This window comes from Devosia sp. J2-20 (genome assembly GCF_055808475.1).
Genome location: NZ_CM147870.1, coordinates 3383587 through 3405575 on the forward strand (window position 1 = coordinate 3383587; position 21989 = coordinate 3405575).

Sequence of the window (21989 nt, forward strand, 5' to 3'; positions counted from 1 at the left end):
GGCCAGTGCGCAGCTTATTCAAACCTCTTGCATTTTTCCTGGCGCCGTACCGCTGGAACGTGGTGGGGATCAGCGCCCTCTTTCTGCTGCTGAGCATTATCGACCTGTTTGGTGTCGGACTGATAGCTCCCTTTGTAGCCATCATCCTCAACCCCGAAGCCGTTTCGGGAGAGTTTCTCGGAATCACACTTCCTGATTGGCTGCTGGGAGGCCAGTTTGGCGTTTGGCTTGCGGCCGGCATTGTGCTTGCCTTTGTGCTCAAAGGCATCAGCGGTGTTTTCGTTCAGTGGTTGATCCTGGGTTTCGTCACCCGGTTCCGAGCCGCGCAGATCAAGACCCTGATGGATGGCTACCTCGGCCAGCCCTACCAGTTTTTTCTGACACGCAACTCATCCACACTCATCCAAACCATCCTGGTGAATTCCAAGATATTCTCCGATGACCTGCTGCTGCCCCTTTTCCGGATGCTCGCGGAACTGGCAGTGGTGTTGGTACTCACCTGTCTTCTGCTGTCAATTGCGCCCGGGTTCTTCATTGCTCTAATCGCATGCATGATGATCGCTGGCATCATCTACGTTCAGGTCATCGCCCGACGGACCAAACGGGCTGGCGAACGGGTCACCACTGCGCAGGAACAATTGGTGCGCGGCGTGACGCAGGGCATCGGCGGGATCAAGGAAATTCGCACTTTGGGTGTGGAGGTCGGCTTTTCAGACTACGTCGCCAATGCTGGCGTAAGGCTTGGTGTTAATCAGCGACAATTCTATACTTTTAGCGTCATCCCAAAATATCTGATGGAAGTTGTTGCGGTAGGCTTTGTCGTCTCGCTGGTGGGGTTTTATCTGGCCACCAATCGCGATCCAGCAGAACTGCTGCCGGTAATCGCAACTTTTGCCGTGGCTGGCCTGCGCCTAATGCCAGCTTTCTCGCAGACCTTTTCGTCACTCAACAGCATCAGCTATTCCAAGTTCGCCAGCGACCAGCTCTACGAGGACCTCAAAGGCTTCGGAGGGTCAAAGGCACCATTCAAGACAGTCACTGAGCGCGGCGAACCCCCTCCAGAATTTCGCGAAATTAGACTGTCCGACGCAGCATTTACATATAAAGGGAGCGACGCGGAGGCTGCTCCGTTTGGCCCAGTCTCGCTCAATATTCCAAAAGGAGCGATTGTGGGCCTGATTGGTCCATCAGGGGCTGGAAAGACAACTCTGGCCAATCTTATTCTGGGGCTCCTGCAGCCCAGCCAGGGCAGTATTGAGGTGGTTGGCGATGATGGCGGGGTGCTCGCCCCCGAAACCGCACGCAGCCTGTTCGCCTATATCCCGCAGGAGCAGTTTCTGCTTGATGACAGCATTGAGAAGAATATCACGCTGGACTGGAGCGGCGCCCCCGCTGACACCGAGCGGCTGCAACGCGCTCTCGATCTCGCGGACTTCCAGCGCGTGCTATCGAAGATGCCGGAGGGTTTGGCGACTTCATCTGGGGAGCGGGGGCGCGGCTGTCCGGCGGCGAACGGCAGCGGCTGAGCATTGCCCGCGCCCTGTACCACAATCGTCAGGTACTGGTGATGGACGAAGTGACATCTGCCCTTGACGAAGAGACCGAGCGTGGCATCGTCGCGGCTTTTGAACGACTTCGCGACGAGGGGCTTACCCTTATCATGATCGCGCACAGGCACAGCACACTGCGCATCTGCGACACCATACTGCGTATGGAGAGCGGCCAAGTTGTGCAAACGGGCAGCTTTGAGCAGATGCTTGTCGAACCGCATGACCCGGAAAACGCACAGGGACATTCTTGATGACCAATTCCCGCGTACCGACCAGCACCAAGGTTTGGCAGCATGTTGTCATTCTCCCCGATGCCATCATCGGGGAGAACTGCAACATCTGCAGTCATGTGTTCATCGAGAATGATGTTGTCGTTGGAGACGATGTGACCATTAAGAATGGTTGCCTGATCTATGATGGCGTGCGGATCGCACGCGGCGCCTTTATCGGCCCGGGCGTGGTATTCACCAATGATCGCTACCCGCGCGCCCGTGGCTACGACACCGAGAGAGCAATCGTGTTTGAGCCAACGGTTGTCGAGGAAGGGGTCGCCATTGGCGCCAACTCGACGATCATCTGTGGCGTTACGATCGGGAAGGACGCCATGATTGGCGCTGGGAGTGTCGTAACGCGAGACATTCCGGCAGGGGCGAAGGCATTTGGCAACCCCGCCAGAGTGGTTGGTCGGGCGCCCGATTCTGAGCGATCGCGATGAACTGGTTTATCAGAGCCACCAAGCCGCTGGTCCAACGCTTGGCACGGGCGTACGACATTCGTTTGGAGCGGCCTTTATACGCCACGGGACAACATCCGATCTTGTTTCCCAAGGGAGCCGAACGAGGTATCCCAAAATCTTGCGTATTCAACACGCGTAGTGGAGCCATCACCATTGGTACGAACGTGGTGTTCGGTGAGGATGTCCAACTTTTAACCGGCAAGCACTTGTCCATTGAGGAGGCCGAGGTCACGGGCCTGCCGCTTCACCATGTTCCGGAGTCTGGCCGTGATATTGTGGTCATGGACGGCGTCTACATTGGCACAATGGCAATAGTTGTCGGCCCTGTAACCATCGGCGAGCATGCGGTCGTGGGAGCTGGGGCGGTGGTTACCAGCGACGTGCCGGCTCGTACATTTGTTGCCGGGGTACCTGCCAAAGTGATTAGACATTTTGGATGAGTTTTAACATCACAAACTCGCCGAACCCCAGCAAACCAAACATGCAGCCATTCTCCGTATGGTATACTGCAATTCACGATTTCCCAAAGCGCGCTGAAGACCGTTGATGAACAACAATAATGCCTCCACAATCCGGCTTTCTCGCTCTGTCCTGGGCGATGAAGAGAAGAACGCTGTCATGCGTGTGCTGGACAAAGGCTTTCTCGGAATGGGGAGCGAGGTGCAGGCGTTTGAGCAGGAGCTCGCGACATTCATCGGAACAGATCGGCCGGTGCACTGCGTCAACACTGGGACATCTGCACTCCACTTGGCAGTTGAGGCCCTCGGCATCGGGCCAGGCGATGAGGTGCTTGTGCCCTCAATTACCTATGTCGCCTCGTTCCAGGCCGTTGCTGCGACCGGCGCCACGGCTGTGGCGTGCGATGTGCGTAGCGACTCTGTATATCTGGACGTGGAGGACGCGGCACGGCGAGTGACGCCGCGTACGCGTGCCATCATGCCGGTGCACTATGCCAGCAACGTTGCTGGGGTTGAGGATGTCTATCATCTGGCGCGCGCCAAAGGCCTGCGGGTTATCGAAGACGCCGCCCATGCCTTTGGCTGCCGTCGAGGCAACGAGATGGTCGGCTCAACAGGCGACATTGTCTGTTTCAGTTTTGACGGCATCAAGAACATTACCAGCGGCGAAGGCGGCGCTGTCGTAACCGGCGATGCCGACATTGCGCAATACGTCGCAACAGCCCGGCTGTTGGGCGTCGAGAATGATACGCAGAAACGGTTTTCGGGCGAACGGAGTTGGGTTTTTGATGTTCTGCATCAAGGGCATCGACACCATATGAGCGACATCATGGCGGCAATAGGCCGTGCGCAACTCAAAAAGATCGAACATTTTGGTGCGACGCGAAGGGAATTGGCCACTGGATATGCCGCAGCCTTCGGTCAAGTCGAGGGGCTTACGCTTTTCGACTTCGACTACAGCTCGTCCATACCGCACATTTTTCCGTTGCGGGTTCGCAACGGCAAACGCGATGGCCTGATGGACCACCTCAGGGCAAGCGGTATCCAGTGCGGATTGCACTACGGACCCAACCATCTGTTGTCATACTTCAAAACCGAGTACGCCCTCCCTACCGCCGAGAAACTTGGCCGAGAACTCATCAGCCTGCCGCTTCATCCGATGGTTAGCCTTGATGACCAACAGCGGGTTGTCACGGCCGTCCAAGATTATCTGCACCGCCATGACTAAGGTTTCTGTGGTCATGAACTGCTACAACGGCGCTGCGTATGTGCGCAGTGCCATTGAATCGGTATACGCTCAGTCCTTCCAGGACTGGGAGATCATATTCTGGGACAATGCCTCAACTGACCAGACCGCGGCGATCGCCAAGTCATTCGACAGCCGGATACGATATTTCTGCAGTGCCGAGAATGTACCTCTGGGACACGCCCGTCGGCTGGCGATGGCAGAGTGCCGCGGGGAATGGATCGGCTTTCTCGACAGCGACGATCTTTGGTACCCTGACAAACTTGAAAAACAGCTTTCCGCGATAGCCCAGTGCCCCGACGACACCGTGCTCTGCTATGCGGGTGTGCGCGAACAGTTGATGGATGGAACTTTGATCCGGGAGGCCTTGCCACGATCGAGTTCTGGAGACATTTTTGCCCAACAGTTGGTGCAGTTCGATATCAACATGGTTACGCCCTTGCTACGGCGTGCAAGCCTTGAGACGTTCAAACTTACCTTTGACGACCGCATTCAGGCATCCGAGGAATACAACCTCTTCATGCGCCTGCTGGCCAAGGGGCCAGCCTGCGTTGTGAATGAATGCCTGGGAATTTGGAACATTCGGGCAGGTTCGCTAACTGATCAGTCCATCGCCCGATGGGCGACAGAACGCCGTCTCACTCTTGAAATGGTGAGAGAAGAAAACCCCGGAATTGATAGACACAATGCCGAGGCGTTTGCTGCTGCCGAGCAGCGAGCCTGTTACTACGACGCCCGCTACCAGATGGCCGAGGGTAAAGGCAAGGCGGCCCGAGCCAGCCTTTCGGCAAGTAACAAGAATGGCCTTATCTACCGGCTGCTATATCTGCTGACATTCTCACCATTTGCCTGGAGATTGGCACACAGTGATATAGTCCGCAGACGAATCAGCAAGTTTTTATTCAAAGCTAGATAAACACGCCGCCAAATAGCACTCGCGCTAAACTATTTAAATCAATTCAATAAAAACCAAATGAGACGACCGTGGGCTATAGAAAATATCTTACAGTTCTCATGCGTCCTGACGCGGCATTTGCGGCGATTTGGGTCCTTGTTCTGGCGATCTACAGTCCAGCGATCGTCAATTTTTTCCTGAGCCCAATACTACCATTTTCCTGATGGTAGCTGGTTCCATCGCTATCGCCGCAGGCGGGTCTTTTCTCCTGGAGCGATTTACACCCAGTGCAGTGGCGGCTCCGCCGCCGACCGACTTAGTGATTTTCAGCACACCGTTCATACTGGCGGTATTTGCGGTTTGGACAGCCGGTTTTGCGCTGATTATCGCATATTCCGGCGGTCTTCCCGTTTTCTGGTCCATCGAAGGACTGGACCGCTACTATTATGACTATGGTGTGCCAACGTTTTCAGGTGCCTGGAACACGCTTCGCATTGTGATTTCCATACTGGCCACTATTGCTCTGGTCAGGTCGAGTTCATTCCGCTGGGTACTCGCGTTGATCATTGCGCTGCTGACACTGACCGTTGTGGCCGAGATCAACCGGGGGGGCTACGTGCTGTACTGCCTCAACGTTGTCGCTGCCGGGGCACTGGTCGCTCCTAGTTTCAAGCGGCAAGTTGCGTGGGTTGCCGTGTTGGCTATCGCTACGCTGGGCGGGATTTACGGCATCGGCAGCGTGCGCTCGATTGATGCTAAAGCGACGGTGGCCATCGCTGCCCCCTTCGAGGTTGCGCAAGGCGCCACCGATACGACCAACCCCACCGCTGCGCAGCCGACCGCTGTCACAAAAGCCGTCCGAGACCTGATGGAAAAATCGGCGGCTGTTTCCTGGGTCTATCTGTATCTGACAACCCCAATTGCAAATTTGCATCTCGCGGCCAACGAGACGCTCAAGGCGGCGCCATTCCCCGGATTTTACTCGCTTTATCCGTTTCTACCAAGCGTGATCAGACCCGACCTGCTGCCTGAGGACCGCTATCCGCTGCCGCTGGCGTCGCTGGCGTACACAATGTCGAGCGGCTACGGCACCTACATTGCAGACTTCGGATTTGCGGGGGCGAGTGTCATTATGGGCCTTCAACTACTGCTCGGTATCTGGGTGTTTAAACTGGCCCGCTACCATGTCTGGGCCCAGATCCTGTTTCCAATGTTCTTCGCCATCAGCATGCTGAGCTTCTTTACAAACTACTTTGTAACTCTGCTCACGCCCTTTCATATGGCGCTCGCCGTTCTGCTGGGTGTGATCATACCCCGCTTCTGGTCACCAAAGCAGGCTTAGACCTCAAGGTATCGACAGGTGACGTCCACATGCTGCGCACAAGGTTGCGTCTATCTGCACATGCGGATAGGCGTGGTCTCCAGTCGCCGGCTTTCTACATGCAAGGGTTCAGCATGACCTATTCGGGAAAAACACTTCTGATCACTGGTGGCACCGGGTCGTTTGGCGGCACCGTTCTGGAGCACCTTTCCAAGCTCGATTTTGCGGAAATTCGCGTGTTTAGCCGCGACGAGAAGAAACAGGATGACATGCGCCGTCGCCTGGCGAACCCCTCGCTTTCGTTTCATATCGGCGATGTCCGCGATCGTGATGCGGTTCAGGCTGCAATGCGCGGCGTCGACCACGTTTTCCATGCTGCAGCGCTCAAGCAAGTACCCTCTTGCGAGTTCTATCCAATGGAAGCGGTCAAGACCAATGTCATGGGCACACAAAATGTCCTGCTGGCCGCTGCGGCGCAAAATGTGTCGCGCGTCGTTTGCTTGAGCACCGACAAGGCGGTCTATCCCATCAACGCCATGGGAATTTCCAAGGCCCTGATGGAAAAGGTGATGGTTGCCGAGTCACGTAACGCGCCTGAGGGGACGGTCTTTACCGGGACACGATACGGCAATGTGATGATGTCGCGCGGCTCTGTTATTCCGCTGTTTATGGAACAGATCCGGCAGAACAAACCGTTGACCCTGACGGACCCCGAGATGACCCGTTTCATGATGTCGCTTGATGATGCGGTCGAACTTGTCCTGTATGCATTTGAGCACGGACAGAGTGGGGACCTGTATATCCAGAAATCACCGAGCGCAACGATCGAGGTTCTTGCAGAAGCCGTCAAACGACTGATGGGCGCGCCTGATCATCCGGTCAAGGTGATCGGTACGCGCCACGGCGAAAAGGTATACGAAACGCTACTTAGTCGCGAAGAGCGAACCAGTTGCATTGACCAGGGGCGCTATTTCCGTGTGCCTGCTGACGCGCGGGACCTTAACTATGGCAAATTCTTTGACGATGGCGATCAGGAAATCTCAGAGAGCACCGACTACAACAGCCACAATTCCGAGCGACTGACGGTCGAGCAGACCATACAATTACTTGAGCAATTGCCGCTGTTCCAAGCGGCATTGGCTGGGGGATGTCTTGATCATGCGGACTGTCTTGGTAACGGGTGCAAGTGGCTTTATCGGCAGCAACTTGATGCTCCATCTTGGTGCGAGACCTGACATAAAGGTAATCGCGGTCCGCAAAGAGGCGGAAATAGATGCGGCAATCGAACAGCTTACCAGTGCGGACATCATCTTCCATCTGGCCGGCGTAAACCGGCCCAAGACCGAGGACGCGTTTGAGACAGGCAATGCGGGCCTGACTGAGCTCATATGCAGTAAGCTTGGCTCGCTAGAAATTGCGCCGACGCTGGTTTTGTCGTCATCGATTCAAGCAACACTGGACAACCCATATGGCCGGAGCAAGCGCTTGGCCGAAATGGCGCTGGAGAATTACGGGAAGAGGCACCCAGGAAAGTCGATTATCTATCGGTTACCCAATGTATTCGGCAAATGGGCGCGCCCAAACTACAACTCCGTTGTTGCAACCTTCTCCTACAACGTTGCCAACGGGCTACCGATCCAGATTAATGACCCGAGCGCGGCCATCTCGCTGCTGTATATCGACGACCTGATTGCACTATGGATGGATTTGGTGGACGGCGTATCGCCTGCGCTGGACAGCAATGGGTTCTGCACGATCCCTGAAACCTATCAAACCACCGTGGGCAAACTCTCCGAAAAGCTCTCTGCGTTCAAAGCCTCAAGAGAGTCACTTGTGACCGAGCCGGTGGGCTTCGGTCTGGACCGCGCATTACACGCGACCTATCTCAGCTATCTCCGACCCGAGCAGTTCAGCTATGAGCTGACGACTCATTCTGATCCCAGGGGGCAGTTCGTTGAGATGCTCAAAACCCGGGATGCGGGACAGGTTTCATTCTTTACATGCCGTCCTGGCATCACGCGAGGTGGCCACTACCATCACACCAAAACCGAAAAATTCCTGGTAGTCCGCGGACATGCCCTGTTCAAGTTTCGTCACATGGCTACCGGCGAAACCGCGGAATTGAGTACGAGCGACAGTCACTTCGAGATTGTTGAAACGGTGCCTGGCTGGACGCACGACATCACAAATGTCGGCCAGGACGATATGATCGTGATGCTGTGGGCCAATGAGATCTTTGACCAGAACAACCCCGATACATACCAAGAGCCTGTGAATCATGCCGCCTCGTAAACTCAAAGTCGCGACGATTGTTGGCACTCGACCAGAGATCATCAGGCTGTCCAGCGTTATCAAGAGGTTCGATGAAGTATTCGACCACCATCTGATCCACACGGGACAGAACTACGACTTTGAACTCAATGAGATATTTTTTCGAGACTTGGGGCTGCGAAAGCCTGACTTTTTCCTGAACGCTGCGGGAAAGACCGCGTCTGAGACAATTGGACAAATAATAGCCAAAGCGGACGAAGTGCTTGCATCGTTGAAACCCGACGCACTTCTGGTTCTGGGCGACACAAATTCTTGTCTGGCAGTCATCCCAGCGAAACGCCGCAGGATACCAATCTTTCATATGGAGGCAGGCAATCGTTGCTTTGATCAACGTGTGCCAGAAGAGACCAACCGCCGGATTGTGGATCATGTCGCAGACATCAACCTGACCTACAGCGCCATCGCGCGCGAGTATCTCCTTCGCGAAGGGTTGCCACCCGATCAGGTCATTAAGACCGGCAGCCCCATGTTTGAGGTACTGACGCAAAATCGCACTGCTATTGAACGATCAGACGCTGTGTCCCGACTTGGCCTAACCCGCAACCAGTACTTTGTCGTGAGTGCGCATCGGGAAGAAAACATCGAATCTGACGAGAACTTTGCATCGTTGTCCGAAAGTCTTGATCGTGTCGCGCAAACTTACGGCTTGCCGGTGATCGTCTCTACACACCCGCGCACACGCAAGCGGATTGAACAGGCTGACCGGGTGTTCAACCCTCTGGTTCAGTTCTTGAAGCCCCTGGGCTTCCATGACTATGTCAACCTACAGATGCATGCCCGCACCGTGCTATCCGACAGCGGGACCATCAGCGAAGAAGCATCGATCCTTAATTTTCGCGCTCTCAATCTGCGCGAGGCGCATGAGCGGCCAGAGGCGATGGAAGAAGCTAGCGTAATGATGGTTGGGCTATCGCCGGATCGCATCATGCAAGGGATTGATCTTGTTCAGCACCAGCCAGTCGGGTCCGAGCGGGCGTTCCGTCAGGTTGGCGACTACTCGATGCCCAATGTGGCGGAAAAAGTCGCCCGCATCGTGCTGTCCTACGTCGATTACGTGCGTCTGCGCGTCTGGGGGAACGCCCCACGCAATGAGAATACTGATCGTCAGCCAGTACTTTTGGCCGGAAAATTTCAGGGTCAACGACCTGTCGGCAGATCTGGTTCGACGCGGTCACACCGTTACAGTTCTGACCGGGAAACCAAACTACCCCGATGGATCGGTTTTCCCCGAGTTCACATCCAACCCTTCCGCATTTGACAGCTTTGAGGGAGCAGAGGTGGTTCGCGTTCCGCTGATACCTCGCGGCAAAGGCGGCGTGACTCTCATACTGAACTATCTCTCATATGCGGTGAGCGCCAGCATACTGGGACCATGGCGGCTTCGTGGCAGACAGTTCGACGCCATCTTTGTGTTTCAAGGCTCGCCAGTCACGGTGGGATTGCCCGCTATCGTCATGAAGTGGCGGACAGGTGCTCCGATAGCGCTATGGGTGCTTGATCTCTGGCCCCAGTCTCTCGAAGCTGTCGGCGCAGTCCGATCACCATTGGTCTTGGGCCTCGTGGATCGAATGGTGACCTACATCTACCGCCAATGCGATATGGTGTGGGGCCAGTCGCGGGCATTCCTGGCGGAGATCAACAGGCATGTCGTTGACAGCAACAAGGTGGATTATCTACCAAGCTGGTCGGACAGTCCCATTATGGACGCAGACGTGCTACCCGCTTCGGAGGTGCCGTTGCGCCCCGATTTGTTCAATATTGTCTTTACCGGGAATATCGGGGAGGCGCAAAATTTCCCCGCCGTGCTTGATGCAGCGGCAGAACTGCGTGACGAACCGATACGCTGGGTTATCGTCGGTGACGGTCGGCAGCGCGACTGGCTCATTGAAGAGGTGCAGCGCCGGGGATTGCAGGATCAAGTGCTTTTGCCGGGTCGATTTCCTTTGGAGCGTATGCACTCGTTCTTCTCGCATGCGGATGCGCTGTTGGTTTCGTTGAAGACTGCTCCAGCTTTTGCCATGACCATCCCCGGAAAAGTTCAATCCTATCTCGCTGCTGGCAAGCCCGTCATCGCCATGCTTGATGGCGAAGGCGCCGCGCTGATAGAGCGCTCGGGCGCAGGTATTGCTGTCCCCTCGGGAGACTCGCAGGGACTGGCGAACGCGGTACGCAAATTGAAAGCACTGTCCCCAAGCGAAAGATCAGGCATGGGAAAATTGGGGCCGGAGGTTCTAGCGCGAGAATTTGACCGCCAGAGCATATTGGACATGGTCGAGAACACCCTTGTCAGACTTGCTGGTCGACGCTAGCCGCTTATTGGACAAGCTGCGCGACGCCCGCCCAGCAGAGAAAGAAACCACTGGTGATGGCATCAGGGCTGCTATGGGTCCCCCTCAATTGCGGTCGGCACCAGCTTGGTGCCATACAACTGACGACATGAACTTGATCGACACGCTGCCCTGCGTGTCCGTGATTGAAACGTTTCTCCAGGCGCCGGAGTGAGCACCTTGATTCCCAGCCTTCTCAGCATTCTTTTAGCTGCCTTGACGTCTTACATTCTGAGCATCGTGGTTGAAAGGAATGCGCTGCGTCTGGGGCTCGTGAAGGCACCCAACGAACGCTCATCCCACGTAATTCCGACGGCACGTGGCGGTGGCGCAGGCCTCGCCCTTGTGGGTGTGGTGGGGTGCGGCCTGTTGGCCCTAAACGACGCTCCGCTTCTTGCTGTGGTCAGCGGTTTAGGCGCGATTATCGCCGTTATGGGTTTTATCGATGACCTGCGCGACGTATCCGTTACCATTCGCCTTGGCGTGCAGGCGGCGTCGGTCATCGTTTTTGTGGTGAGCGCTGCATTGCTCATTGGCGACACAGGGGATGCCGTCACCGCTTATGGCATTGCCATACTGTGCCTGACGTCCGTCGCCGGGATCTGGTGGATAAACGCATTCAACTTCATGGACGGCATTGATGGTATCGCAGCCAGCCAAGCCGGGCTCGTCTTGGTCGGCGCTGCACTGCTTTGGCTCTATGCCGATTCAAACGCGTTTGAGACACCTGTGTTCGGGGCGATGATGACCATCGCAGCAGGCACTGGTGGTCTGTTGCTCAGGAATTGGCCCCCTGCCAAGATCTTCATGGGCGACGTAGGCTCGACATTCCTGGGTTTTGTGCTGTTCGCCGTTGTGTTGATCACTGTGACGACCGATGCAATTCCGATGGCGTCATGGATTATCTTGCTCAGTGTGTTTGTCACCGACAGCACCATAACGATCATGCGTCGGACCTGCAGAGGTGAACGGCCATGGCATGCACACCGTCGACATGCCTACCAGCAACTGTCACGCCGCTGGGGACATCAGACCGTAACGTTGCTCTACGCCTCGCTGACAGCGCTGTGGGCATTTCCCCTGGCAGTAGCGTCCCTTGCTAACCCGTCCAGCGCAGTCTGGCTGGTGCTTGCATCGTACATCCCCCTCAGTGGGCTAGCCGTGTGGGCTGGTGCTGGTGCTCGCGACGAGCGTTGAGCGCGCCGGGCTCTTGCTTTCCGCAAACCGCCCGATCATGGCAAACAACACCCGGCGAAGAGCATCTTCGTCGTGATTTTGCGTGTGCTCTTGGAGTTGAGACAGGCCCTCCAGCAATTCTGAGCCTTCTACATAGCCACCGGTCCGCAGGATTTTTGAGTGTTTGGTCGGCTCCGCGCTCGTGGCGTCGTAGAACAGTTCCTCGAACATTTTCTCACCGGGACGCGCACCCACTGTGGTTATCTCAATACTGCCCTCTGGGTTTTCAGCGTCTCGCACCTTGTGCCCAGCCAATTGGATCATGTTCTTTGCCAGATCCTTGATGAGGATGGGGCTTCCCATTTCCAGCAAGAAGATATCTCCGCCATGTGAAAGCGCGCCGGCCTGCACGATGAGTTCTGCAGCCTCATGGATAGACATGAAGTACCGGGTCATTCGCTCGTCGGTTATGGTCACTGGCCCGCCCGCGACGATCTGCTCTTTAAACAGAGGAACCACCGAGCCATTGGACCCAAGAACATTGCCGAACCGCACGGCACAGAATTTCTGCCCTGAACCGGCCTGAGCAGCGCGCAAGGCGTAGTCATGGACGATGAGTTCAGCCCAACGTTTGGTGGCGCCCATCACATTGGTTGGCCGAACCGCCTTGTCGGATGAGATCAGGACGAAATTCTTGACCCCGCATTCATAGGCAACGCGCGTTGTCGTCAGGCTGCCGAATACGTTGTTGCGAACCCCCTCAAACACATTGGCCTCCACCAACGGGACATGTTTATGGGCTGCTGCATGAAAAACCACGTCGACTTGGTTTTCGAGCATCGTCCGCCGCAGCCTGTGCTCGTCGGTCACGGAAGCAAGAACAGCCTTCACATTCCTGACATTGAGCGCCTTCAACGCGCGATCAATATTGTAAAGGGCGAACTCATTCTGTTCATAGAGAACAACCTGGCGCGGCTTCCATTCCAGAACAAGACGACAGAGCTCGGACCCGATCGATCCGCCCGCACCTGTCACCAGAATCGAGCGTCCCTCGATCATGCCCGACAGCAAATTTTGGTCCGCGGGGACAGAAGAACGTCCGAGCAGTTCGTCGATATCGATTTCCCGTATCTGGTTGACCATGTAGTTGCCCGAAAGCAGGTCGGAAATCGGGGGAAGAGTGCGTATTTTTACGGAGTGCCCCGTGAGCTTCTGAACGATCTCCCGGCGCCGCTCTCCGGCCACCGAGGGAATAGACAGGATGACTTCGCGAATACCGAAATTTGCGACCAAGGTCGGAAAATATTCTGGGTCGTAGACGCGGATCCCTGCGACGTCTCGCCCATGGAGCGAGGCGTCATCGTCAAGAAACCCCGCTATGAGCCGGCGGCCTTGCGCTCGCATCGCAGCCGCCAGTTGCACACCTGCGTCGCCTGCTCCGTAAATGAGTATCTGCCCCTCATGAAGCTGATCATCACGAGGTGCCCATATCAGATACTTAGCGGCAAATCGGCTTCCTACAACGACCAGGCCACCGACCAACCAGTAGAGAAACGGAACCGATCTCGGCACCACTCCCCTTCCGGCCAGTTCTGCAACGAATACCAAGGTCACCCAACCCAATGCGGCCAGACTCATGGCTTGCAGCATGGTCCAAATTGCTCGCTCCGGCATATAACGGATAACTGCGCGATAAAGCCCCATCCGAACAAAAATCGGAATGGCGATCACTGGTCCGGCAAATATCAGCAAGAGCTGGCGGATATCCGGGATAAAAATGGCGCTGTACCGGAGACAGTAGCTAAGCCAGATCGCCATCCCCAGACCGACAAAATCAAAGCTGATCAGGGCTATTCGCTTATGTGTCCGCGGAAGCTGGACCAGAACCGTACGCAATAAATTGATGATGAACATATTTGTCAGACCTTGCCACTTCATCCGTCCGCAAAGCGAATTTCAAAGACGATCCCTCTGTAGCGGGGGGGATGCGGATGCAAAAGCCCTTGGAACTCAGAATCATTGGGCGCACCCAGTTATAAGAACCGAGCTGCTGCAAAATGGCATCGCTTGGTCACGATGTTCAAGGTTTGGTCTTCTGATCGATGATCTGTTCCGGGCGAGTACAGGTGACTATTTGCTGGCCGGCACCCGACTGGTGAACTGGCTGAATTGTGGCCGGGCTTGCTTGCTGTGACCGCCATCACATGCCATGAAAAGCCCGTCATCAGAACGGACGCTTGGCTCTATGCGATATTATCTTCTACTTTCCGCATTGGTCGCGGCGCTGGTGATGGCTCCCGTTTCGCCAGAGGCGGGCAACATACTATTTCTGCTCGCTGGTGGCTTGGGACTTTTGCTGTTGCGGACGGCAGACCTTGCTGTCTGGACACGCCCCATCGTCTGGATGCCGCTGTGCGGGCTAGTGCTTCTGTGCATTTCGTTCATTGCCGGCGCTGGGTCAATTGGCGGGCTGGAAGGTGTTCTGGCCTTTGCACCGGTGCTGGCGATCTGGCCTTTGGTTTCCTTGTCGCGCGACAGTACCCCTCCCGATCCGAGTTTGCTGGTCGCCTTTGGACTTCTCGGCACCGCCGGCACAGTAGCGATCGCCCTGAACGACTATCTGCTAACCGGGTCGACACGAGCTGGGGCCTCGGTTGCCAATCCGATACATTTTGCCGACGTGGCACTGCTATCGGGGTATTTTTGCCTTATCGGCATGGTCTACGTAAGGACTTCCTACTGGTATTTGTTTTTGGCCGGGCCCTTGCTTGCAGGTGTATCCGTAACGTTTTCCGGCACGCGCGGTGCTGTTGTTGCTTTCGTCGTGATGGCAACTGTCAGCGTGGCGACTGCCGCATTGATGCGAATGATTAAACTACGAACCCTTGCGGTTGCGGGCGTGTTTGTGGTCCTCGCCATACTGATGGGGTTCGCCGCCGGTTTGGGCCAGATCTCTGGCGTAGAGCGCGTCATGCTCGACTTGGCTGATGTCCTGCAGACCGGCCTGCCCACAGATGAGGCAACATCAATACGCCTGAGCATGTATCAGGGCGGCCTGAACGCTTTCATGGCCTCGCCTATCTTTGGGCATGGACCTCTCGGCTTTGTCGAAGCTGCAGCCGCCAGCATGGAGGCGCCGCTATTTGTCGGGGCGCCCCATCTGCACAATGACATATTCGATTTCGCGGCCAGCGCAGGCATTCTGGGGCTGGTAGCCTACGGCCTTTTCATGCTCGCGCCGCTTGCTGAAGTCATGCGCGCACCACCTTCTGCTACGCGCAACGGCCTGCTTGTGGTGGTGGGCACGCTGATTGCCGGCCACTTCGTGATGGGCCTGACCAATGCCATGTTTGGCATTCTGACGGTCACCGTCTACTTCGCCGCCATCTGCGCGATCGTCGGCGTGCTCGTAGCGCCGTTACGCAGCAGCGCCAAAGTGAGGCTTGGCGCTCAGGCATAAGCGGTCGAGATGCTGCTATTTAGTCAGGATAGCGGCCCCAAGCTAGGAGCGCAGGCGAAGAACAAAAGTTACAGATAATTTGGCGCACCCGACACGATTCGAACGTGTGGCCTCTGCCTTCGGAGGGCAGCGCTCTATCCAGCTGAGCTACGGGTGCATCCGTGAGGCGGGGCAGTGCCCCGGCTGAACGGGCGCAAACTATCCAAAGCTGGCGATCGGCGCAACGGGGTTGGTCGGTTTTGTTTTGCCCGGCTTGAAGGACCATCTGGTGGCTCAAGCGGTGCGCTCCTTGGCAACGGGCTAGCTGTTGACTGAACGAGTAAATCAGCTTTCGGTTCAGGAGCGGATTCCCCTCGGCGCTCACAACCAGTTCTCATCCACCAGCCCCAGCTCTGCCCCTCAGCCACCGGCTCTCTACCCACGGGGCACCCGCACAACTACAGCCCAAGAGCGTACCTTACTGCCGGATTCGGAGCCATCAGACCCAACGCGTTGACCGGGAATTGGGCAGAGCTTGGTGCTCAGTCAGCCCTCCACCCGATAGTGGATGGGCTTGAAGCTGCCGCCATTGCTGGCGGGGGCCGAGCAGGCGGTCAGGGCGATGATCAGGTCGGTGGCGGCGCGGAAGCGGATGAAATCGCCTGCCTTGCTGAGCGGCGGCAGCACTTTGAAGCGCCCGGTGGCGCCGTCCACCGGCACATTCATGAAGCAGTTGAAGGCGACCGGAATGGCGTCCTCGGCAATGCCCCATGGAGCGAGCGCTGCATGCAGATTGCCATGGCAGCCGCGATGGGGCGGCTCATTGTCGTAGCAGAGACGGAAGGTGGCTTCGCTGCACGGGGTGAGCAGGAAATCGTGCCGCCCCACGGTATCCTCGATGATCTCGAGCAGCACATTGGAGCGGTTGGAATAGAGCTTGTGGCCGGTGCTGAGATAGATGGTCTCGGCATAATCGAGTGTGCGCCCCGAAGAGAGCATTTCGTGCGTATCGGCCCTGGCGATCGCCAGCAGATCAGCGACCTGGCCACCCTCGGGGTCGATCACCGTCAGGGTCTGGCCCGCATTGAGCGTAAAGGCGGCGCCCGAGCGGGGCGGGATGATCTGGGTGGTGTCAGGGCGTGTTGCGGTCTCGGTGAGCATTACTTGGCGCCCTCGCTATCGGTTGCCGGGCGGGCCAGCGGATCGGTCGCGCCGGCGCGGTGATAGGGGCAGGACCAGCCATCGGCGACCGCACGGCCGCTATATTGGCGCGCCTCGGAAACGCTGCCATGGCGGGCCAGCATCGGGTTGGGCGTACCCGCCAGAGCCACGTCGCGATCGATAATGGCGCTGCGCAGCTTTTCGTAGCGTCCCAGGGCGCGCAGTGTTTCAAACTGGTCATGCAGATTAAACACCATCACTGGATGGGCAAAGCGGCGCGCCGGGCGGCTGGCGCGCGGGTGCAGGCCGACCACGAAAAACGCCTCCCCCCAAAGCTGAGCGAGAAATGGGGATCATCGGGATCGGCACTGACGCGAGCGTCATGGGGCTGGCCGCGCCAGCTGTCCTTGGCGGTCAGTGACTGGATGCGCGCCCACATATGGCGCTCAAACGCGTCTTCGCCCAGCCCGTCAGGACCCTCGAAAATCACAGCGAAGCTGGTGAACAGGGTGGGCTGATCATGATAGTCCCAGGCGAACTGCATCAGCCGATCCTGAATTTCGACATCGTTCCAGGCACTGTCGATCGAACGCGCCACATAGGTGGTCAACCGCCCCTGCTTGAGCGCCGATTTGGCCCCGACGCAGGGGAATTGCCGGTCATTGATGAAGTGCTGCAGCTGCTGCTCGGGACTGGTTGGTTCGGTGACGACGGTGTCGATTACGGACATGGCACGGCCCTTACTGTTGGGTCAGGACAACCGCGGCAGACGCTGAAGGGTTCCGCCGGTGCGCGTTCCGGCGCGATCACATCGCACCCCCGACACGTTTACTGATCCGGGCCGGGGGCGGATGCGTAAAGACATGGCCCGGCAATGGAGACTGATCATGCGGCGAATTCTACTCAGTGCGGGCGCGGTTCTGGCGCTGACCGGCATGGCCCAGGCCGTGTCGGTGGGTGAGCTGATTGGCAAATGCGGCGATGACGGCAAGGCGTGGTGCGCCGGGGTCGGCTATGGCGATCCGATGCAGGCATGCCTTGAGGACAATTACGCCCAGCTCAGCGCCGACTGCCAGGCAGTGATGGAACGGCTTCGCGGTGGCGAGGGCGTTTATCTGTTCTGAGCGGCCGCAGCTGCTACGGCTTTGCCGTTAACTGCCTTCAAGCTGCCCTGATTGGGCCCTATCGCCGCAAAAGGTGAAATGGGCTAAGGGTGGCCACATGACAAATTCAACCACATGGCGTCGCAGCGCTGGCCTGATGGGCGCGAGTATCGCGCTGGGCCTGCTGGTGGCGGGCTGCTCGATGAGCGGGTTCAAGCCGGCCAGCGGCAGCGTGCGCGCTCCGGCCACCGCGGCGCTTGAGGTCTTTGCTGCCCCCAGCACGCCGGCGGGGCATGTGCCCAAGGCCGCTGACGTGCCGATGGCCACCTCCGCCCTGGGTTATACCGAGGGCTCGCTGGATGGGCTGATCGGCCATTACGCGGCCCAGTATGCGGTGCCCGAGGATCTGGTGCGCCGGGTGATCGTGCGCGAGAGCAATTACAATGCGGGGGCGCGCAACGGGCCCTATTACGGGCTGATGCAGATCAGCCACGCCACCGCGAGTGGCCAGGGCTATCGCGGGGCACCGGCGGGCCTGCTCGATGCCGAGACCAATCTGCGCTTCGCCGTGCGCTATCTGGCCGGCGCCTATGTCACCGCGCAGGGCAATTACGACCGCGCGGTGCAGTTCTATGCGCGGGGCTATTATTACGATGCCAAGAGGCTTGGCCTGTTGCAGAAATCAGGCCTGCGCTGAGCCGGCATTGGCGGGTGCGCGCTCATTGAGCAGCACCATAAGGTGATTGGCCAGATCGGATTGCTGATAGGGCTTGGGCAGCCGCGGCAGGTCGATCTCGATGCCTTCGGGCAGTTCTGAATAGCCCGTAGCGAGCACGATGGGCAGGTCAGGACGCAGCTGGCGCGCCTGATTGGCCAGTTCCACCCCGTTCATGCCGGGCATGGCATAGTCGGTGATCAACAGATCCACGGTCTGCTGGCTGCCCAGAATGGTCAGGGCCTCGGCGCCCGAATAGGCTTCGAGCGCTGTGTGACCAAGCTGCTCGACCATGTCGACCGCGTTCATATTGATCAGCGCATCATCGTCCACCACCAGGATGACGGCAGCCTTGCTGGCCTGATTGTGCATTTTCGAACCCTCTGATGTGCCGGAAATATCGGCCACATTGCCCTCCATGCGTCGCGCGCGCTGCCCATAGCGCGCAAAAACGGCTCAAATGCGTTGTCGCAACATGCCATTTGTCGCCGACAACGGCAATTGTCGCTAACGCGCAAGGTTGTGCCCCGGTTCCCGCCGCGCGACCCTTTTGGCGGACGGCGATCTGGCCTAAAGTCAGCGCGATCTCACCTTCGGAATCGCTTGATATGCATCTGCTGCTCGTCGACGGCTCGGCTTATATTTTCCGCGCCTTCCATGCCCTGCCCCAGCTCAACCGCAAGTCGGACGGGCTCCCCGTGGGCTGTGTGCAGGGGTTCTGCAACATGCTCTACAAGCTCACCGAGGACCTCAAGGGCGAGGATGCGCCCACCCATATGGCGGTGATCTTTGATCATTCGGGCAAGACGTTCCGCGACGATATCTATACCGAATACAAGGCGCAGCGTCCCCCCGCCCCGGTTGAACTGGTGCCACAGTTTCCGCTGACCCGGGCGGCCACCCGCGCGTTTTCGATCCCCTCGATCGAGATGGAGGGCTGGGAGGCCGACGACATCATCGCCACCTATGCACGTCTGGCGCGCGAGGCGGGCGGCAAGGCCACCATCGTTTCGTCCGACAAGGACATGATGCAGCTGATCGAACCCGATGGCTCGGTCCGCATGCTGGACACCATTGCCCGCCCCGGCCAGCCGCCGCTGCGCTGGATCGGCATGGATGAGGTGTTCAAGAAATTCGGCGTCACCCCGGACAAGGTGATCGAGGTGCAGGCGCTGTGCGGCGACAGCGTGGACAATGTCCCCGGCGTGCCCGGCATTGGCGTGAAAACCGCCGCCGAGCTGATCAATACCTATGGCACGGTGGAAAACCTGCTCGAGCATGCCGACGAGATCAAGCAGAACGCGCGGCGCGAAAAACTCAAGGCCAATGCCGATCTGGCGCTGGTCTCCAAGCGTCTGGTGACGCTGAGCCAGGATGTGCCGGTCGAGCTCGATATCGACGCGCTGATCCGCCAACCGATGGAGCCATCCAATCTGTTCCCGTTCCTCAAGGCGATGGAATTTGCCACCATCACCAAGCGGCTGTCGGGCAAGCTTGAGGCCAATCCCGATGATTTCGAGGCCGACCCGGAATATGCCGCGACGGCGGCGCCGGGCGCGGTGGGGTTTGACAATGCGGCGCGGGCGGAAAGCCGGGCAGCACGGCATGAGGCGACCGGGCGCAGCAATGCCGCCACCGTCGCCCATGCAGCGGCCGAGCATGCGCGCGTGCGCGCCATCCCGTTCAAGCCCGAAGACTATGAGATCATCCGCGATGCGGCTGCGCTGCAGCGCTGGATCGACGCCATCGAAATGACGGGCCATGTCGCCACCGATACCGAGACCACCGGGCTCGACAATCAGACCGCCGATCTGGTGGGGCTGTCGTTTTCCATCGCCCCGGGCACGGGCGCCTATCTGCCGCTGGGCCACACCGATGGCGAGGCCGATATTTTTGGCGGCGGCGGGCTGGTCGAGGGGCAGATGGATGTCCGGCTCGCACTGGACATGGTCAAGCCGCTGTTTGCCGACCCCTCGATCCTGAAAATCTTCCACAATGCCAAATACGATATCGGCATTCTGGCGCGCTATGATGTGGCGGTGAAATCGGTCGATGACACGCTGCTGCTCAGCTATGCGCTCGATGGACCGCAGTTCAATACCATGGGCGAATTGGGTGAACACTGGCTGGGCTTTGCCGGCCAGTCGATCAAGGACCTGATCGGCTCGGGCAAAAAGCAGATCACCTTCGCCCAGGTCAAACTCGAAGACGGCGCGCGCTATGCCGCCGAAGATGCCGATATGACCATGCGGCTGTGGCAGGTGCTCAAGCCACGTCTCGTGGCCGAGAACATGACCACGCTGTACGAAACCATCGACCGCCCGCTCGCGCCGGTGCTGGCGCGCATGGAGGGCCGTGGCGTCAATATCGACCGCGCCATTCTCTCGCGCCTGTCAGGCGAGTTCGCCCAGCGCGCCGCCGCCTTTGAGGCGCAGGCCTATGAGCTGGCCGAGCAGACCTTCAATCTGGGCTCGCCCAAGCAGCTGGGCGAAATCCTGTTCGACAAGATGGGGCTTGAGGGCGGCACCAAGACCAAGACCGGCGCCTGGTCGACCGGGGCCGATGTGCTCGAGGATCTGGCGCTCAAGGGCGTGCCGCTGGCGCGCACCATTGTCGACTGGCGCCAGCTCAACAAGCTGCGCAGCACCTATACCGACGCCCTGCCCGCCTACATCAATGAGCGCACCGGGCGCGTCCACACCACCTATTCCCAGCATTCGGTGCTGACCGGACGGCTGAGCTCAAACGATCCGAACCTGCAGAACATTCCGGTGCGCACCGAGGATGGCCGCAAGATCCGCTCCGCCTTCGTCGCCGCGCCGGGCAAAATCCTGGTCAGCGCCGATTACAGCCAGATCGAATTGCGCGTGCTGGCCCACATCGCCGATATCCAGGCGCTCAAGGATGCGTTTGAAGAGGGGCTGGATATTCACGCCATGACCGCCAGCGAGATGTTCGGCGTGCCCGTCGAAGGCATGCCCAGCGATATTCGCCGCCGTGCCAAGGCGATCAATTTCGGCATTATTTACGGCATTTCCGCCTTTGGCCTGGCCAATCAGCTGGGCATTGGCCGCGGCGAGGCCGGGGACTACATCAAGACCTATTTCGAGCGTTTCCCCGGCATCAAGGACTATATGGAAGAGCAGCGCCGCAAGGTGAAGGAAGATGGCCACGTCACCACCATCTTTGGCCGCCGCATCAACTTCCCCAATGCCAAATCGCACAATCCGAGCGAACGCGCCTTTGTCGAACGCGCCTCGATCAACGCCCCCATCCAGGGCTCAGCCGCCGACATCATCCGCCGCGCCATGATCCGCATGGAGCCCGAGCTGAACAAGGCCAGGATCGACGCCGACATGCTGCTGCAGGTGCATGACGAGTTGATCTTCGAAGTGCCACTAGGCACCGAGAGCGCCGCAATCCCGGTGATCAAGCGCGTGATGGAAGGCGCGGCAGAACCCGCCGTGCGGCTGACGGTGCCGATCCAGGTGGATGCCAATGCGGCAGGGAACTGGGACGAGGCGCATTAGG

General features: G+C 58.2%; 18 protein-coding genes, 1 tRNA gene and 2 pseudogenes. 16 read left to right on the forward strand and 5 right to left on the reverse strand.

The window, feature by feature from the left end; all coding sequences use genetic code 11:
* Positions 1-5 precede the first annotated feature (5 nt).
* The 12 genes from AC0L37_RS16745 (at position 6) to AC0L37_RS16800 (ending at position 12061) form a co-directional block, all read left to right on the forward strand.
* Complete coding sequence (locus AC0L37_RS16745) at positions 6-1526, forward strand: ATP-binding cassette domain-containing protein (protein ID WP_282222567.1); 1521 nt, start codon at positions 6-8, stop codon at positions 1524-1526.
* A 41-nt stretch (positions 1527-1567) separates the two neighbouring features.
* Positions 1568-1801 (forward strand): hypothetical protein, encoded by a 234-nt coding sequence (locus tag AC0L37_RS16750; RefSeq protein WP_282222566.1) that lies wholly within the window; start codon positions 1568-1570, stop codon positions 1799-1801.
* Entirely contained in the window at positions 1801-2265 is a 465-nt protein-coding gene (locus AC0L37_RS16755; protein WP_282222565.1) for an acyltransferase, read from the forward strand. The genes AC0L37_RS16750 and AC0L37_RS16755 overlap by 1 nt, the downstream gene beginning before the upstream one ends.
* Positions 2262-2726, forward strand: a complete 465-nt coding sequence (locus tag AC0L37_RS16760) for an acyltransferase (RefSeq protein WP_282222564.1) — start codon at positions 2262-2264, stop codon at positions 2724-2726. Before AC0L37_RS16755 ends, AC0L37_RS16760 begins: the two co-directional genes overlap by 4 nt.
* A 106-nt stretch (positions 2727-2832) precedes the next feature.
* Complete coding sequence (locus tag AC0L37_RS16765) at positions 2833-3972, forward strand: DegT/DnrJ/EryC1/StrS family aminotransferase (protein WP_282222563.1); 1140 nt, start codon at positions 2833-2835, stop codon at positions 3970-3972.
* The gene (locus AC0L37_RS16770) at positions 3965-4906 is read left to right on the forward strand and encodes a glycosyltransferase family 2 protein (protein ID WP_282222562.1); all 942 of its coding nucleotides are present in this window, start codon (positions 3965-3967) and stop codon (positions 4904-4906) included. Before AC0L37_RS16765 ends, AC0L37_RS16770 begins: the two co-directional genes overlap by 8 nt.
* Positions 4907-5108: 202 nt before the next feature.
* Positions 5109-6227, forward strand: coding sequence for an O-antigen polymerase (locus AC0L37_RS16775; protein ID WP_282222561.1), 1119 nt, complete (start codon positions 5109-5111; stop codon positions 6225-6227).
* 113 nt (positions 6228-6340) lie between these two features.
* Positions 6341-7441 (forward strand): polysaccharide biosynthesis protein, encoded by a 1101-nt coding sequence (locus AC0L37_RS16780; protein WP_282222560.1) that lies wholly within the window; start codon positions 6341-6343, stop codon positions 7439-7441.
* Positions 7365-8498 (forward strand): UDP-2-acetamido-2,6-beta-L-arabino-hexul-4-ose reductase, encoded by a 1134-nt coding sequence (gene wbjC, locus AC0L37_RS16785; RefSeq protein WP_435905168.1) that lies wholly within the window; start codon positions 7365-7367, stop codon positions 8496-8498. The genes AC0L37_RS16780 and wbjC overlap by 77 nt, the downstream gene beginning before the upstream one ends.
* Positions 8485-9795, forward strand: a complete 1311-nt coding sequence (gene wecB, locus AC0L37_RS16790; RefSeq protein WP_282222558.1) for a non-hydrolyzing UDP-N-acetylglucosamine 2-epimerase — start codon at positions 8485-8487, stop codon at positions 9793-9795. The genes wbjC and wecB overlap by 14 nt, the downstream gene beginning before the upstream one ends.
* Positions 9725-10846 (forward strand): glycosyltransferase family 4 protein, encoded by a 1122-nt coding sequence (locus tag AC0L37_RS16795; protein ID WP_473315447.1) that lies wholly within the window; start codon positions 9725-9727, stop codon positions 10844-10846. Before wecB ends, AC0L37_RS16795 begins: the two co-directional genes overlap by 71 nt.
* Positions 10847-11035: 189 nt before the next feature.
* A complete protein-coding gene (locus AC0L37_RS16800) occupies positions 11036-12061 on the forward strand; it encodes an MraY family glycosyltransferase (RefSeq protein ID WP_282222557.1) in 1026 nt (341 codons plus the stop codon).
* Here AC0L37_RS16800 and AC0L37_RS16805 read toward each other — a convergent pair.
* On the reverse strand, positions 12020-13954 hold the full coding sequence (locus AC0L37_RS16805; protein WP_282222556.1) for a polysaccharide biosynthesis protein: 1935 nt from the start codon (positions 13952-13954) through the stop codon (positions 12020-12022). The two genes, AC0L37_RS16800 and AC0L37_RS16805, sit on opposite strands and share 42 nt — an antisense overlap.
* Before the next feature lie 331 nt (positions 13955-14285).
* On the opposite strand from AC0L37_RS16805, the gene AC0L37_RS16810 reads away from it, so the two are divergent.
* Positions 14286-15500, forward strand: a complete 1215-nt coding sequence (locus tag AC0L37_RS16810; RefSeq protein ID WP_282222555.1) for an O-antigen ligase family protein — start codon at positions 14286-14288, stop codon at positions 15498-15500.
* A gap of 80 nt (positions 15501-15580) precedes the next feature.
* Here AC0L37_RS16810 and AC0L37_RS16815 read toward each other — a convergent pair.
* The 3 genes and pseudogenes from AC0L37_RS16815 to gntA all read right to left on the reverse strand — a co-directional run bounded on the left by AC0L37_RS16815 (position 15581) and on the right by gntA (position 17370).
* A tRNA-Arg gene (locus AC0L37_RS16815) sits at positions 15581-15657 on the reverse strand.
* 368 nt (positions 15658-16025) lie between these two features.
* Positions 16026-16640: an urea carboxylase-associated family protein gene (locus AC0L37_RS16820; RefSeq protein ID WP_282222554.1), complete on the reverse strand. Its 615-nt coding sequence runs from the start codon at positions 16638-16640 to the stop codon at positions 16026-16028.
* Positions 16640-17370 (reverse strand): annotated as a pseudogene (gene gntA, locus AC0L37_RS16825) (guanitoxin biosynthesis heme-dependent pre-guanitoxin N-hydroxylase GntA). Before gntA ends, AC0L37_RS16820 begins: the two are co-directional and overlap by 1 nt.
* 157 nt (positions 17371-17527) lie before the next feature.
* Between gntA and AC0L37_RS16830 the strand changes: the two are divergent.
* Complete coding sequence (locus tag AC0L37_RS16830; protein WP_282222553.1) at positions 17528-17764, forward strand: hypothetical protein; 237 nt, start codon at positions 17528-17530, stop codon at positions 17762-17764.
* Positions 17765-18098: 334 nt separating this feature from the next.
* A pseudogene (locus tag AC0L37_RS16835) lies at positions 18099-18440 on the forward strand (transglycosylase SLT domain-containing protein); the annotation flags it as partial.
* Here AC0L37_RS16835 and AC0L37_RS16840 read toward each other — a convergent pair.
* Complete coding sequence (locus tag AC0L37_RS16840; protein ID WP_435905162.1) at positions 18426-18866, reverse strand: response regulator; 441 nt, start codon at positions 18864-18866, stop codon at positions 18426-18428. The pseudogene AC0L37_RS16835 and the gene AC0L37_RS16840 sit on opposite strands and share 15 nt — an antisense overlap.
* A gap of 200 nt (positions 18867-19066) precedes the next feature.
* On the opposite strand from AC0L37_RS16840, the gene polA reads away from it, so the two are divergent.
* Positions 19067-21988, forward strand: a complete 2922-nt coding sequence (polA, locus tag AC0L37_RS16845) for a DNA polymerase I (RefSeq protein ID WP_282222552.1) — start codon at positions 19067-19069, stop codon at positions 21986-21988.
* Position 21989: the final 1 nt, after the last annotated feature.